Annotated in this window: 13 protein-coding genes and 3 pseudogenes; 9 read left to right on the top strand and 7 right to left on the bottom strand. The window is 68.4% G+C overall.

The window, feature by feature from the left end:
* Positions 1 to 151: 151 nt before the first annotated feature.
* Positions 152 to 1,072 (bottom strand): IS3 family transposase, encoded by a 921-nt coding sequence (locus ACIQE0_RS37595; RefSeq protein WP_402340586.1) that lies wholly within the window; start codon positions 1,070 to 1,072, stop codon positions 152 to 154.
* A 151-nt stretch (positions 1,073 to 1,223) separates the two neighbouring features.
* Complete coding sequence (locus tag ACIQE0_RS37590) at positions 1,224 to 1,853, bottom strand: helix-turn-helix domain-containing protein (protein WP_402340581.1); 630 nt, start codon at positions 1,851 to 1,853, stop codon at positions 1,224 to 1,226.
* Positions 1,854 to 2,097: 244 nt separating this feature from the next.
* Between ACIQE0_RS37590 and ACIQE0_RS37585 the strand changes: the two genes are divergently transcribed.
* The 3 genes and pseudogenes from ACIQE0_RS37585 (at position 2,098) to ACIQE0_RS37575 (ending at position 4,666) form a co-directional block, all read left to right on the top strand.
* Positions 2,098 to 3,255, top strand: a complete 1,158-nt coding sequence (locus ACIQE0_RS37585; RefSeq protein ID WP_402340578.1) for an alanine racemase — start codon at positions 2,098 to 2,100, stop codon at positions 3,253 to 3,255.
* A gap of 75 nt (positions 3,256 to 3,330) precedes the next feature.
* Positions 3,331 to 3,782, top strand: a pseudogene (locus ACIQE0_RS37580) (RidA family protein).
* A 142-nt stretch (positions 3,783 to 3,924) separates the two neighbouring features.
* Positions 3,925 to 4,666: pseudogene (locus ACIQE0_RS37575) on the top strand (SDR family NAD(P)-dependent oxidoreductase).
* A 399-nt stretch (positions 4,667 to 5,065) separates the two neighbouring features.
* Here the strand turns inward: ACIQE0_RS37575 and ACIQE0_RS37570 are convergent.
* Complete coding sequence (locus ACIQE0_RS37570) at positions 5,066 to 5,827, bottom strand: alpha/beta hydrolase (protein ID WP_402340575.1); 762 nt, start codon at positions 5,825 to 5,827, stop codon at positions 5,066 to 5,068.
* Between the two features lie 264 nt (positions 5,828 to 6,091).
* On the bottom strand, positions 6,092 to 7,153 hold the full coding sequence (locus ACIQE0_RS37565; protein ID WP_402340572.1) for an NAD(P)-dependent alcohol dehydrogenase: 1,062 nt from the start codon (positions 7,151 to 7,153) through the stop codon (positions 6,092 to 6,094).
* 117 nt (positions 7,154 to 7,270) lie between these two features.
* Between ACIQE0_RS37565 and ACIQE0_RS37560 the strand changes: the two genes are divergently transcribed.
* The gene (locus ACIQE0_RS37560) at positions 7,271 to 8,149 is read left to right on the top strand and encodes a helix-turn-helix transcriptional regulator (RefSeq protein WP_402340569.1); all 879 of its coding nucleotides are present in this window, start codon (positions 7,271 to 7,273) and stop codon (positions 8,147 to 8,149) included.
* 917 nt (positions 8,150 to 9,066) lie between these two features.
* Here the strand turns inward: ACIQE0_RS37560 and ACIQE0_RS37555 are convergent.
* Positions 9,067 to 9,456 (bottom strand): winged helix-turn-helix transcriptional regulator, encoded by a 390-nt coding sequence (locus tag ACIQE0_RS37555; RefSeq protein WP_402340567.1) that lies wholly within the window; start codon positions 9,454 to 9,456, stop codon positions 9,067 to 9,069.
* Between the two features lie 138 nt (positions 9,457 to 9,594).
* Here ACIQE0_RS37555 and ACIQE0_RS37550 point away from each other — a divergent pair, with 138 nt between their 5' ends.
* The 4 genes from ACIQE0_RS37550 to ACIQE0_RS37535 all read left to right on the top strand — a co-directional run bounded on the left by ACIQE0_RS37550 (position 9,595) and on the right by ACIQE0_RS37535 (position 11,700).
* Positions 9,595 to 10,008 carry an ester cyclase gene (locus ACIQE0_RS37550; RefSeq protein WP_402340564.1) on the top strand — a complete coding sequence of 138 codons (414 nt, stop codon included), beginning with the start codon at positions 9,595 to 9,597 and terminating at the stop codon, positions 10,006 to 10,008.
* A 64-nt stretch (positions 10,009 to 10,072) separates the two neighbouring features.
* The gene (locus tag ACIQE0_RS37545) at positions 10,073 to 10,720 is read left to right on the top strand and encodes a DsbA family protein (RefSeq protein WP_402340562.1); all 648 of its coding nucleotides are present in this window, start codon (positions 10,073 to 10,075) and stop codon (positions 10,718 to 10,720) included.
* 146 nt (positions 10,721 to 10,866) lie between these two features.
* The gene (locus ACIQE0_RS37540) at positions 10,867 to 11,163 is read left to right on the top strand and encodes a hypothetical protein (protein WP_402340559.1); all 297 of its coding nucleotides are present in this window, start codon (positions 10,867 to 10,869) and stop codon (positions 11,161 to 11,163) included.
* A 372-nt stretch (positions 11,164 to 11,535) separates the two neighbouring features.
* The gene (locus tag ACIQE0_RS37535) at positions 11,536 to 11,700 is read left to right on the top strand and encodes a hypothetical protein (RefSeq protein WP_402340556.1); all 165 of its coding nucleotides are present in this window, start codon (positions 11,536 to 11,538) and stop codon (positions 11,698 to 11,700) included.
* 458 nt (positions 11,701 to 12,158) lie between these two features.
* On the opposite strand, the gene ACIQE0_RS37530 is transcribed toward ACIQE0_RS37535, so the two are convergent.
* A complete protein-coding gene (locus ACIQE0_RS37530; RefSeq protein ID WP_402340553.1) occupies positions 12,159 to 12,404 on the bottom strand; it encodes a hypothetical protein in 246 nt (81 codons plus the stop codon).
* Between the two features lie 40 nt (positions 12,405 to 12,444).
* Between ACIQE0_RS37530 and ACIQE0_RS37525 the strand changes: the two genes are divergently transcribed.
* Positions 12,445 to 12,906, top strand: coding sequence for a hypothetical protein (locus ACIQE0_RS37525; RefSeq protein ID WP_402340589.1), 462 nt, complete (start codon positions 12,445 to 12,447; stop codon positions 12,904 to 12,906).
* Here ACIQE0_RS37525 and ACIQE0_RS37520 read toward each other — a convergent pair.
* Positions 12,813 to 13,297: pseudogene (locus ACIQE0_RS37520) on the bottom strand (transposase domain-containing protein); the annotation flags it as partial. The gene ACIQE0_RS37525 and the pseudogene ACIQE0_RS37520 sit on opposite strands and share 94 nt — an antisense overlap.
* Positions 13,298 to 13,343: the final 46 nt, after the last annotated feature.

Below are 13,343 nucleotides of genomic sequence, written 5' to 3'. Positions count from 1 at the left end.
CGTAGTGTTTCCAGGCTGAGCTGGTGGTGCCGTTCAGGGTGCGCAGGAGCGCGGCGTAGCGCTCGGCGTTCTCGTCGGCCGGGGCGGCGGGGGTGGCTGTGGGGGTGGGGGCGGTAGCTCGTTGTGAACCGCCCCGGGTTCGGTAGAGATCTCAGATTGTGGTTGTGACCTGGGGTTTCGTGGATTCCATGTAGTGATTGGCTTCGTACTCGACGGGCGGAACGTGGCCTATCTCACCGTGGAGTCTGCGGTGGTTGTACCAGTCGGTCCACTCGGCGGTGGCCAACTCGACCTGGGAGAGCGACTTCCAGGGCCGCTGGGGTTTGATCAACTCGGTTTTGTACAAGCCGATCGTGCTCTCCATCAGGGCATTGTCGTAGGCATCGCCGACCGATCCGATCGAGGCGGCGATGCCGGCGGCATCCAGATGCTCGGCAAGCCGGAAACTCGTATATTGCGACCCGGCGTCCGAGTGGTGGATCAACTCGCCTGACTGAACGGGGTGTTGGTCGCGGTCACGTTGCCACACCGCCATCTCCAGGGCGTCCAGGACGAAGACCGTTTCCTTCACGGTGGCCGCGGACCAGCCGACGATCCGACGGGAGAACGTGTCCACGACGAAGGCGACGTAGACGATGCCGGCCCAGGTCTTCACGTGGGTGAAGTCCGCGACCCAGCAGCGATTCGGAGCGGCGGCGACGAAGTCGCGGTCCAGCAGGTCCGGCGCCCGTTCGACCTGTCCGCCGGGCAGCGTGGTGATCACGCGCTTGCCCCGGACCGCTCCGGCGATACCGAGTTCACCCATCAGGCGCTCGACGGTGCAGCGGGCCACACGGTGGCCCTGCCGGTTCAGCTCACGCCAGACCTTTCTCGCCCCGTAGACGTGGTAGTCGGCCTCGAAGACCTCGCTGATCTGTTCCTTCAGTTCGGCGTCCCGCACGGTCCTGGCCGACGGCGTGCTCCGTCGTTTGCGGTGGGCGTAGTAGGTGGAGGGGGCGATCTTGCAGTCCTGTCCAGTGAGGGTTCTGCAGATCGGCTCGACGCCGCCGAAGCGGTCCCGGTGCTCGTCGATGAACGCTACGAGCGCGTGTGTGGCCGGTCGAGCTCGGCCGCGAAGAAAGACGCCGCGGCCTTCAGGATCTCGTTGGCCCGCTTGAGTTCGGCGTTCCCCTTCACCCTGGCCATGGCCGCCCCCTACACGGGCCGCCTGCCTGTTGTGGGCGCTATCGGTGGCCTTGGCCGGTGCGGTTCGGCGGGGTCAGGCCTGGTGGTGTTTCTGCCCAGACGCTGACAGCCGGAACGTGGCCGGGGTTGTGGTAGCGGTGGGGGCGGGAGGAATCGAAGCTGACGCAGTCGCCGGGCTGCAGGCGGTAGTGCACGTTTTCGACCCAGTAGTCGAGTTCTCCGCTCAGCAGGATGCCTGCTTCTTCTCCGGTGTGGGTGTGCGGGATGGTGCCGGAGGAGGCTCCCGGGGCCACCGTGAGCAGCATCATTTCGAGCTGGCCGCTGCCTTCGGGGTTGAGGAGGGTGTAGGTGATGCCTTGCGCGCCCGACCGGGTGAGTTCAACGCGTTGGCCGGGCCGCGTCAGGACGCGTTCTTTGCGGTCGGCTTCCAGGAACAGGCGGCTGAGTGTGATGCCGAGGGCGTCGACGATGGTGCGCAGCGTGTTGACGGTCGGGCTGTTCATGTCCCGCTCGAGGTTGCTGAGGTAGCTGCGGGACAGGCCGGTGCTGTCCGAGAGGTTCTCCAGGGTCATGCCTCGTGCGAGGCGTTCGCGCCGGAGAAGCTGGCCGATGCCGTTCTCGTGCGGGGGTTCGCCCCCGGTCGGCACGTGGCCGTCATTGCGCGTCACCGCGCCCTCCTACCCATTCGTCCAGTTTACAAGATTCACCTCCAGAATAGTTGAAATCGGCGTCGTGTTTAGCTTACGGTCCATCGCATATAGGCGACCTATAGGGAGTGTGCGGCTCCGGGGAGCATGCATGGAGCAGTCGCCTGCCTGAGCGCCAGGGTTCTCGAAGACCCGGGCCACGATCGGCAGGGACCGGATGCCTCATCCACCCCCTCCCCTGCCGCCGGCAACCTGTGGAGGAATGATGGACCGCGAGACATCGTCAGCTGCAGCCCGGACTCACGGACTGCCTGAACTGCGGCTGGATCTGGGGGCGTTGGAAGACAACGTCCGGATCATGGCAGGCTGGTGCCGTGAGCAGGGCGTGGAGCTGTGCCCGCACATCAAGACGACCATGACGCGTCCCATCGTGCAGCGGCAGATCGACGCCGGCGCGTGGGGCGTCACCGTGGCCACTGCGGGACAGGCCCGGACAGCTGTGGGCTGGGGCATACGGCGTGTGGTCATCGCCAATGAAGTGGTCCACTCCTGCGACCTGGCGCTCCTGCGGCAGTTGCTCGAGGCGGTGCCGGAGCTCGAGCTGTACTGCTTCATCGACTCCGTGACCGGACTGGGCCTGGCGCGCCAGGCGATGGAAGGAACGCGGAACCCGCTGCGCGTTCTCGTCGACGTTGGGACGCACGGGGGGCGGTCAGGGGCGCGGGAGCCCGCGCAGGCCTACGCCCTCGGCGCCGCGGTCTATGCCGAATCCGGGCTACTTCTGGCGGGGGTCGGCGGATATGAAGGCGTACGGCCCAATCTCCGTGACAGCGCCACGCTGTCCGATGTTGACGAACACTGCCGGAAGGCGGCCGGGGTCTTTCACAGTCTGATACCGCTTTTCCAGACTGCGCAGCCAGTGTTCAGCATGGGCGGCTCCGCGTTTCCCGACCGTGTGGTGCGGGCGTTCGCGAGCCTCGGCGGACGGCCCGGCAGTCTGCCGGCCGTTCCGGTTCTGCGGTCGGGCTGCTACGTCACGCATGACCACGGCACATACGAGCATGTCTCGCCGGTGCCAGGGCTGCGGGCGGCACTGACTGTGAGGGCCGTCGTGCTGTCCACACCGGAACCGGGGCTGGCAGTCGTCGGCGCCGGACGACGCGAACTGCCCTACGACGCCGGACTGCCCGTGCTCGTCGGCGCCCGCTCCCCGCAGGGCATACGCAGGCAGGACGCCAAAGCCACAGCAGCCCAGATATTCGACCACCACCTCGTCCTGACCGACGCCCACGGCCTTCACGTCGGTGACGAGGTCGACCTGGGGATCTCCCATCCGTGCTCCGCCTTCGACCGGTGGCCGCAGTTCACGGTGGTCGACGCCGATGGCAATCCCCAGGACATCTGGCACACCCAGTTCCACTGACCCCGCCACCCGGCTCCGCGGCCGGGTACCCGCACGGCATTTCCCACCAGCAGCTTTCCTGAAAGGAACCCAGCCATGAGCGGTATCGAGAAGAAGACCGAAGCGATGGGCCTGGCCCTGCCGGCAGTCCCCGCGCCGATCGCTGCATACGTCCCGGCACTCCAGTCAGGCCGTACGTCCACACATCGGGACAGCTCCCTTTGACCGGCGGCGTACCGCCCCTCGCGGGCAAGGTCGGTGCGGAAATCACCCCGGACCAGGCCGCGGACCTCGCACGCACCTGCGTCCTGAATGCTCTGGCCGCCGTCGAGGCCGTCGTTGGAGACCTGGACCGCATCCGGCGCGTGGTGAAGATCACCGGATTCGTCGCCTCCGCACCGGACTTCACTGGCCAGCCCGGCGTGGTCAACGGTGCCAGCCGGCTGCTGGGCGACCGGGGCGTTCATGCCCGCAGCGCCGTCGGCGTCGCGGTGCTCCCCCTGAATGCCCCGGTCGAGATCGAGCTTCAGGTCGAGGTCGCGCAGTGAACACGGACGCATGCCTGTCGATCAGCAGAACCTGCCTGCCCCTGCCGCCCGGTCAGCCAGCCCGGCTCCCCCACGGCCACGGCGCCCCGGCGGGTTCCGCCCGTCGGCCACGAATGCGCCCTTGCACCCCTGGAAGTCTGTTGTGAGTACTCGTATTGCTGTCACCACCGGTGCCAGCAGTGGCATCGGCGCCGCCGCTGCACGGCAGCTGGCTGCCGCCGGGTATCGGGTCGTGCTCACGGCGCGCCGCGAGGACCGCATCGGGGCGCTGGCCCAGAAGCTGCCGGACGCGGTGGCGCAGGTGCTGGACGTGACCGACCGGCCTCGGTCGACGCCTTCGCGGCCTCGCTGGGCCACATCGACGTGCTGGTCAACAACGCGGGCGGGGCGCTCGGTGCGGACCGGGTGGCCGACGCCGATCCGGCCGACTGGCGCACCATGTACGAGACCAACGTGCTCGGCGTGCTGAACGTGACGCAGGTGCTGCTGCCCGCGTTGCGGAAGAGCGGCGACGGGACGGTGCTCGTCGTCTCCTCGACGGCGGGGCTCGCCACCTACGAGGGCGGGGGCGGGTACGTCGTCGCGAAGCACGGGGCCCATGTGATCGCCGAGACGCTGCGGCTGGAGCTGTGCGGGGAGCCGGTGCGGGTCATCGAGATCGCGCCCGGGATGGTCAAGACCGGCGAGTTCGCCCTGACCCGCTACCGCGGGGACGAGGAGAAGGCGGCCGCGGTCTATGCGGGGGTCGCCGAACCGTGACGGCCGAAGACGTTGCGGAGACGATCACCTGGGCGATCACCCGCCCGTCCCACGTGAACATCGACCTGCTCGTCGTCCGCCCCCGTGCCCAGGCGTCCAACCACAAGGTGCACCGCGGGGGCTGAGGGTTGCGGGGCTCTGCGCAGCAGAAGTCGGTACTCCGCCAGGCTCGCCCGGATCGTCACCGACGACAGCTGTCGCTGGGTTTCGCAGGCCACGGCGGTGGCGGTGTGGGTGGACTTGTGTGGATCAACTCCGAGCAATATCACGGCAAAAGGCCCCAACAAGAGGGGGACGACAGGGACGTCCACGGCCGAAACTCCTGCTTCCGAAACTACGTAGGCCGGGAACATGCCTCTGTTGAGTCAGGCCGCAGACGGACGCCGGGTCGGTGACACACTCCCAGAGAGCCAGCCTCGAAAAGGCGACAGGAACCTCACGAGCCACCCGATCCGACGTTCTACGGAGACGCTACGAGCGGCCATCCCGACCGCGCTCCGTTACAGCCATACAAGTCGGAAACCTCATTCTGATGCGATGCGGGCGAGGGATTTCAGCGAGACTGAGCCGGGTCTGAGGTAGGTGCTGTGTGCGGCCTGGCCGGCGTTGAACCTGCGGGCACCGAAGCTCTTCGACACCGGGTCGGTGCCGAGGCCGACTGTTGTGTGGAAGAAGCCGATCCTGCTGTGCGGTATGCGGGTGATCCAGTCGTTGCTGCCGGCTCCGGCCCAGATCCTCGCGCCGGTTCGCAGTTCGGATGCGTGGCTGGCGCCGGTGCCGGGACTGGCGTAGAAGGCCATGTCGGCGATGTGCAGGCCGTTGGCGGCCCGGCCGCACACCACGGAGCCATAGGAATGGCAGAACAGCGAGACCTGTGCGGAGGGTGCGACTCTTTCTACGTCGACGATGAGATCGTGCAGTTTTCTGGCGCCGGTGTCGGCACGGCTGGTGGTGAGCAGCGCGATGTCGAAGGCAGCGGGTGGGTGGTAGCCGAGCCAGGCGATCACCGCCGCCGGGGTGTCCGGTCGTTGCCGGCGCATCTCGTCGTACAGGGCCCGGGCTCCTCCTCCTAGAAGTTTGTACGCGCGGGAGTCGCTGGATTCGAAGGTTGCCAGTGTGGTGTTGGCGCCGGGGACCATCACGGCAATCCTCTTGGCGGTCGTGAGGTCGCCGATGACCTCGGCGGCTTTACTGCCTCCGGGGTCGAAGGTGAAGAACATCCGGTCCGGTGTGCTCATCGCCCGCAGTATGCGGGCTTGTTGAGCGTAGCCGTCGGCGTCGGCCATGGCCGAGGCCGTGGTGATGACGGTGCGGTTGGCTGCGTACCGGGCGTGGAGTGTGCCGGCCGTGGCGGCGGGCAATGCGGGAGGATCGGGAGCCGGAGCGGGGCGTTTGGTGTCGGCCGACGACAGCAGCACGGCCGGCAGGAGCACTTGGGTGAGCAGGTTCCGGTGCAACCTGCGGTTCCGGGTGATCTATGAGCCCCTTGCCTTGCGAGACGCCCCTCCCTCGGCGGACTGTCTTCGATCACGGCCGCGGGTTGGTGTGCGTCAGATGGTGGCTGTGTCGATGACGAAGCGGTAGCGGACATCGCTGGCCAGTACTCGTTCGTATGCTTCGTTGATCTGGTCGGCGCGGATCAGCTCGATGTCCGCGGCAATGTCATGGGCGGCGCAGAAGTCGAGCATCTGCTGGGTTTCGGGGATGCCGCCGATCAGCGAGCCCGACAGGGAGCGGCGCTGGGCGACCAGGGGGAAGGCCGACAGGGACTGCGGGTGTTCCGGGACGCCGAGTTGGACCATGGTGCCGCCGATCTTCAGCAGCCCTAGGTGGGCGCCCAGGTCCAGGCCGGCGGATACCGTGTTGAGGATCAGGTCGAAGCTGCCTGCCAGTGCTGTGAAGGTGGACAGGTCCGAGGTGGCGTGGTAGTGGTCCGCGCCGAGGTGCAGGCCGTCGTTCTTCTTGCGCAGTGACTGGCTGAGCACGGTGACCTCGGCGCCCATCGCATGCGCGATCTTCACGGCCAGGTGGCCTAGGCCGCCCAGGCCCACGACTGCGACCTTCTTGCCGGGCCCGGCCTGCCAGTATGCGAGCGGCGAGTAGGTGGTGACGCCCGCGCACAGCAACGGTGCGGCGGCATCAAGCGGCAGTGCGTCCGGGATGCGCAGAACGTAGTCCTCGTCGACGACGATGCTTTGTGAGTAGCCGCCCTGAGTGGGCTGGCCGTCGCGGCCCGTTGCCGAGTAGGTGCCGACCATGCCCGTCTCGCCGGTGCAGTACTGCTGCAGCCCGGCACGGCAGTTCTCGCACTCGCGGCAGGAGTCCACGAAACAGCCGACGCCGACGCGGTCGCCGGCCGCGTAGCGGGTGACGCCCGGGCCGACCTCGGCGATCACACCGGTGATCTCGTGCCCCGGCACGACGGGGAAGAAGCCGCCCTCCCCCCACTCGGCCCGGGCGATGTGGATGTCGGAGTGGCAGATGCCGGCGTACTTGATGTCGATGAGCACATCGTGCGTGCCGAGCGCGCGGCGCGCGATGGTGACCCGCTCCAGCGGTGCCTTGGGCGCGGGTGCGGCGTACGCGTAGACGGTGGTGGTCTGTGCAGTCATGTCCTCAGCATCTGTCGTACGACGGTGACCAGCCAGAACCCCAATGAACCTAGGCTCCGCGTGCCTATCCCTGACAGGGGCACCCCCACGCCGGGGAGCCTGCGCATACTGGAAGCCATGGACCAGCGCACCGAACTGAGTGAGTTCCTCCGCTCCCGCCGGGCCCGGCTGCAACCTGAGGACGTGGGCATGGCACCCCACGGCGGGCGCCGCCGGGTCCCGGGACTGAGGCGCGAGGAACTGGCCCAGCTCGCCGGCGTCAGCGCCACCTACTACACCCGCCTCGAACAGGGCGCAGGCCGCGGCGTCTCCACCGCCGTGCTGGACGCCATCGCAACAGCCCTGCGGCTGACCCGCGCCGAGCGTGAGCACCTCTACCGTCTGGCCCGCCCCGGCACGAAAACCAAGACCTCCAGCACCCCCGCAGCAGGCGTCCGCCCGGCAGTCCAGTACCTGCTCGACTCCATGGACAGCACCCCCGCCTACGTACTCGGCCCCCGCCTGGACATCATCGCCTGGAACCACCTCGCTTGCGCACTGCTCGGCGACTTCCCCGCCATGCCCCCCAAGCAGCGCAACATGGCCTGGCAGATCTTCCTCCAGCCCCAGACACAAGAACTGTACGTGGACTGGACAGGCAAAGCCGCCGCCGTCACCGCCATGCTCCGGCACTACGCAGGCGCCCACCCGCACGACCCCCAGCTCACCGCACTGGTCGGCGAACTGTCCCTCCAGAGCGAAGAGTTCTGCATGCTATGGGCTGCCCACAACGTGAACGACAAATGCTTCGGCACCAAGCACCTGCGTCACCCAGTCGTCGGACACCTCACCCTGCTGTGCGAGACCCTGACGCTCCCCGGCGACCGCGGCCAGCAACTCCTCACCTACTGCGCCGAACCGGGCACCTCCTCCGCCGAATCCCTGCGCTTGCTGGCCAGTTGGTCCCTGGAAGAAACCGAAGAACACACCCCGCACACATCACACACCGGCACCTGAACCCCGCACGGAGCACCCCGATCACGCAGCCCGCTGTCGACAAGTCCGGCAGGCCGACAGTGAAAACCTCATCCGGTCCGGTGCCCCGCCGCAGCCCCTCCCGGCCACCTTCACCGGGATGCCGCCGGACTACCCGGACCTGAGACCAGACACCCGACCGCTACCAACCCCGACACCCGATGGCCCTTCCCCGGCCGTGCGGCCATCCAGCCCATGGCTGCGGACGGCCCTGGAACTTCCGGCCCTGCCAACCGGGCTTCCACCCGACGAGGACGCACAGCGGCGATCCGCCACCTCATTGTTCAAGCCGCGGCACCGCACTCTTCGCCAAGGAAGCCGGAGGAACCTGGTGTCACCATGCCTCCAGCTGTCGGCTTCGCCGGCTCTGGCAAGATTCTTGTGGCCGGAGATCACCATGGGGGCGAGGGGCGCGCTGCCTGGTGCCGGGCATCGTCCCCCTACGGGTCCGGGATGAACGAAGGCCGTGTCACGGACGTCGAGCCCAGAAACGGATCACGGGCGGTCGCGCCGGCATCGCCCTCCTGCGGCAACGCGTCGTCTTGATCGCGCACTTGAGGTGCCACTGCTCCGCCCGGACTGCGTCCCCATGGTGATCTCCGGCTACGGAATTCTTGCCAGAGCCACGTTCACGTCTGCGCCGACCTGACGGCCGCTCGCGGTGACCACGAGCACTCAACGGCAGGGGAATACGCGAGGGTGCCAGTTCGGACGTGTCCGGCGATCTCGGCGGCGATGGCATGGGCAGCCCCCGCCGACGGCCATCGACAGCGCCGGTCCGGGCGGCGCGGCCGCCACCGTCGCGCCCACCGCGGCGTCGCCGAGCGCCGCGGCGGCACATGTGCCAGGTCTCTTCGACGCCCGCCGTCATGAGGGACACACCCGGCTGGGATCGGTGGTCAGGTCCGGTGGGTGGTGCGGTTGTGGTGGATTTCGGCGATGTGCGTCTCGGCCCATTCCTTGACGGCGGTGAACGGCTCGATGAGCGTGGCGCCGAGGGGGGTGAGTGTGTATTCCGTGCGTGGGGGGACTTCCGCGTAGACCGCGCGGGCCACAAGGCCGTCGTGTTCGAGGCTGCGGAGATTGGCGGTGAGGACCTTGGGACTGATGCCTGCGATCTCGCTGCGCAGCTCGGAGAAGCGGTGCGTTCCGCGCGCGAGGGTGAGGACGATCAGGATGCTCCACTTGCTGCCGATCCGGTCCAGCGCCTCGCGGCTCGGGCAGTCGGGGTTGCGCAGGTCCCCACGTGTCGGCAGCAGTGCATCCGCTCTGACCTTGATGGTTTCCATAAGGGAACTATAGCTCTTTGAAGACACTGGCGCCTGTCGGTAAGTATGCGCATGTCCGGCCCGGGCCCCACCGGGTAGGGGCGCCGTGCCCCGAAAGCCCCGGACACCTCTGCCCGTCCTTACCGATGAGGAGTCCCGATGACCACGATCACCGACCCACGTGCCCTTGCCGCCCGTGTCTACCAGCTCTTCGACGACGGTGACGTCGCCGGCCTCGACCAGGTCCTGTCCCCGGATCTGGTCGACCACAACCCCGTCCCGGGTGCCGCCTCGGGCATCGAGGGCATGCGCCTCCTGGTCGCCGCCGTCCGCGACGGATTCGCCGGCACCCGCCACGAAGTGATCTACCAGGCGGAGACCGGGGACGGCTGGGTGGTCAGCCACTGGCGCATGACCGCCACCCACACCGGCAACTGGTTCGGCACCCCCGCCACCGGACGCCCCGTCTCCTTCACCGGCACCGACCTCATGCGCGTGACCGACGGCAAGATCACCGAGATCCGCCACGTCGAAGAGCTCCTCCAGCTCCACCACCAGCTCACCAGCGCCTGACCCACCACCGACCACCCGCTACGCCGGGGCCCGGCCTCCCCCGGGCCCCGCACCGGAGGCCACCGTGACGAGCCCCGCCCACGCCCGTGTGATTTACGTGTACGACGCCTACTGCGGGTGGTGCTACGGCTTCACCCCCCACCTGCAACGCGCCCTGGCCGAACGACCCCACCTGAGCGTCGAAGTGATATCCGGCGGCCTGTTCACCGGCACCCGCCGCCTCCCCATCCGCGAACACACCCACATCCCCACCGCCCGCCACCACGTCACCCGGGCAACCGGAGCCGTCTTCGGCCCCGCCTTCCTCACCCTTCTCCAACAAGGCGACTTCGTCATGGACTCCCACGACGCCGCCACCGGCCTCGCAGCCCTGCGCACCCAAGCCCCCCGCAAAACACTCGACTTCGCCCACGAAATCAGCCACGCCTTCTACCACGACGGCATGAGCCTGTCCGACCCCACCACCTACACAACCCTGGCCACACGCCATGGACTGGACCCCGACATGGCCGCCACCGCACTCACCGACCCCGCCCACCGCGAACAAGCGCAGGCAGAGTTCACCCGCACCCGGAGCCTCGGTATCACCGCGTTCCCCACCGTCCTCCTCGACGCCGGCTCCGGACCCCGCCTGCTGCCCGTCACCGCCTCCGACCGAGACCCAGGCCATCACCTCGACACCGCCCTCGCACACACCCACACCCCCCGATGAAGGGCCAGGAGCTGCCCAACTGCCAAGACCCACAGCGGTGCTGCACGTGTCACTCCGGAGACGAAGGGGCGAGGACGCGGTGGTTCCTCGGCGGGGCCTGCACCTGGCCCGGCTGCCCCGGGCCCGCTCCCTGGTGCCGGCCGGACTTGGTGAAGTCGCGACTGACCGAGGAGCCGGCCCGGGCCCGGCACGCCTCCGGGCACCGCCTCGGCGCGGAAGCGGACGTCGAGGCGGCAGTGATGTCGACGCACGGGCTCGGCAGGCTCGGCTCCTCCGCCCAGGCCGACGGGGAGCGCAACACCATCGGGGCGGAGAAGCACCTCTTCCGCCTCTCGAAGCACCGGCGCTCGAAGCGGCATCGGTCGCCGCGGCGGGGTGCGGAGCGCAGCAAGGGCCTTACGCAGCTCGGGGCGCAGCTGGGTCTCGTAGTGTTTCCAAGCTGAGCTGGTGGTGCCGTTCAGGGTGCGCAGGAGCGCGGCGTAGCGCTCGGCGTTCTCGTCGGCCGGGGCGGCGGGGTGGCTGTGGGGCGGTAGCTCGTTGGTGTGCTGGCGGCGGGCGAGTTCGTGGTGGACGTAGGCGGCGGGGTCGCGCAGGTTGCCGGGGACTGCCCAGGTGTGCAGTTCGGCGGTGAGGCTGTGGGCGGTCCAGCCGGCGTGCAGCAGGGGGCGTAGGGCGTAGGCGAGTTTGCGGGCGCAGGTGCGGTGGAGCCACCAGATCTCGCGTTGGATCTGCTCGGCGACGGCGATGTTGTGGGCGCAGCGTGCCGGGGCCCCACGAGGCTGGAAGTGAGCGGTCCATCGGCGAAGAGCATCACCATGATGCGCGTGCTGCGCGCCGAGCTCAGCCTTGACCTGAAAAACGCCAAGGCCGTGGTACATAGCGTCTTGAACGGTGATTACTCAGGAACGCTTCCCGAGATGGAGCACTTGGCCCGCAGGCTGCGAGAGTCCGGCATCGCTGCTGTAGCTACTCGTCCTTAGGCTGCGAGCTCGTTTCGGCGGCCGCACCGGTGCAGCGGGATGACAGCAGGCGATGCCGGCGAAGGGCCCTGAGCGTTCATTGAGCATCGCAAGGATCTGTGTGCGGGCGGCGTCGACGGCTTGGTGCTCGACGTCGCGGATGACGCCGAACCGCCTTGCGTGGGCGTACTCGTCGGCTGCGGTTCGCAGGCGCCTGGTACGCAGGGTGGTACTCACGGTGGCACCTACCGTGGAACGCACGGTGGTCCGCACGGTGGCATCACGCGGCTGACGCCCAGCGTCCAGCTGCCGCGAGGCGTGGGTGACGTTCCCGTGGCGTTCCAGGGCCCGCAGGTGCAGCACACACGAGGGTGAATCGGGGCTACGGCCTGGAGTTGACTGGCTTTGGGTTCGGGAGTCACTCACGGCCCGGCGGGCGGTAGGGGCCAGCCCTCGGCGAAAGCCCTGAGTTGCCTCGGTTACCGTTCTTCTTCGGCAATGCGGTCGCGGAGTACGGCTTGGTCGAGGTAGGGGGCGACGGCGGCGAGGAGAAGGCGCTGGAACTCGGTCGGGTCGATTGCTTCGACCTCCCATTGCACCGGCCGGGCGAGGTCAAGCCCGTACCGGCTGGCGAACCTTGCCCAACGCGGGTCGCCGGCCTTCCCCACAGCCGCGGGCAGTTCGTAGTCCCGGACCTGTTCGCGGGTCAGCAGAACGCGTTCCACATGGCTCCAGCAGCCCGTGCGGGCCACCCAGTCCCGTTCGATGTCGGCGCCCGACGCGTCGAAGTCGCCACAGAGTTTCTTCGCGGGCGAGGGCCTGCCGGTGGACCTCAGGGTCGCGGTGGGCCTCGATGGCCTCGCGCACGATCGCGGCCAGGATGTCGGGCGGCGGAGCCTCAGCCTGGGGGGTGGCGGTGCCGGAGAACGAGCGCTGGTCGGTCGCCTTCGGCGGAGCGGTCGGCAGGTGGTAGGCGGTGATCTGCTCGGGGGTGACCGCGACCCGCTCGAACTCCACCTCGGCCCCCGCGGCCTCGGCGAACGCGATCACGTCCTCGGCGAGCGAGTTGAACAGGTGCTCGCCACTCGGGTCGTAGTCGCCGACGTTTCTCCGGAGCTCAACGAGTGTGCGAGCTTGACCCTGCCAAGCCAGCTGCGGTTGCGTTCCGCGTCCGGCACCTTGATCGAGACGCAGCTGTCGAATGCAACGGTACGGAAGCGCCGGTAGCGGGTCCCGGGGGTGGCTGGCTGAGCCAGGGGGCCGGCCACCACCTCGAACAGCTTCTTGGGCGGCGCGGCGCCCAGTCGGCGTCGCAGGTCACGCAGAGCCTTCTCCGACGGCGTGGGCACTTTCAACCAGCCCAGCCCTGCGACCGGCTTGCCTCAGACCCTGGCGTATCCCAGGCTCGGGTACAGCCCGAGCGCCAACACGAAATAGACCCCGACGCGGGAGGGCAGGTCCCGTAGTCGCCGTGGACCGCGCCGGTCTCCTCCAGCACGGCATCGACCAGCTCGAAGGGAAGATGTTGGGTCAACTCGCCCAGATGTCCGGGCGCGAAGACGCCATCGGCGACCGAGATGGTGCGGGTATGGGCGGCAACGGCAGACCCGCACGTCAACGGGACCTCTGACAGCTGGAAGATCTTGGTCGATCCCCTGCTCCAT

The organism is Streptomyces sp. NPDC093097, from assembly GCF_044754325.1.
Lineage (GTDB): Bacteria > Actinomycetota > Actinomycetes > Streptomycetales > Streptomycetaceae > Streptomyces.
The sequence above is the reverse complement of the archived record's forward strand: the minus strand, read 5'-3'. Positions and strand labels throughout refer to the sequence as shown.

Coding starts and splice junctions, on each gene's coding strand:
- ACIQE0_RS37585 (WP_402340578.1), top strand. CDS start 2,098: ATGGACCGCGAGACATCGTCAGCTGCAGCCCGGACTCACGGACTGCCT.
- ACIQE0_RS37570 (WP_402340575.1), bottom strand. CDS start 5,827: ATGGCCGACGCCGACGGCTACGCTCAACAAGCCCGCATACTGCGGGCG.
- ACIQE0_RS37565 (WP_402340572.1), bottom strand. CDS start 7,153: ATGACTGCACAGACCACCACCGTCTACGCGTACGCCGCACCCGCGCCC.
- ACIQE0_RS37560 (WP_402340569.1), top strand. CDS start 7,271: ATGGACCAGCGCACCGAACTGAGTGAGTTCCTCCGCTCCCGCCGGGCC.
- ACIQE0_RS37555 (WP_402340567.1), bottom strand. CDS start 9,456: ATGGAAACCATCAAGGTCAGAGCGGATGCACTGCTGCCGACACGTGGG.
- ACIQE0_RS37550 (WP_402340564.1), top strand. CDS start 9,595: ATGACCACGATCACCGACCCACGTGCCCTTGCCGCCCGTGTCTACCAG.
- ACIQE0_RS37535 (WP_402340556.1), top strand. CDS start 11,536: ATGATGCGCGTGCTGCGCGCCGAGCTCAGCCTTGACCTGAAAAACGCC.
- ACIQE0_RS37525 (WP_402340589.1), top strand. CDS start 12,445: ATGTCGGCGCCCGACGCGTCGAAGTCGCCACAGAGTTTCTTCGCGGGC.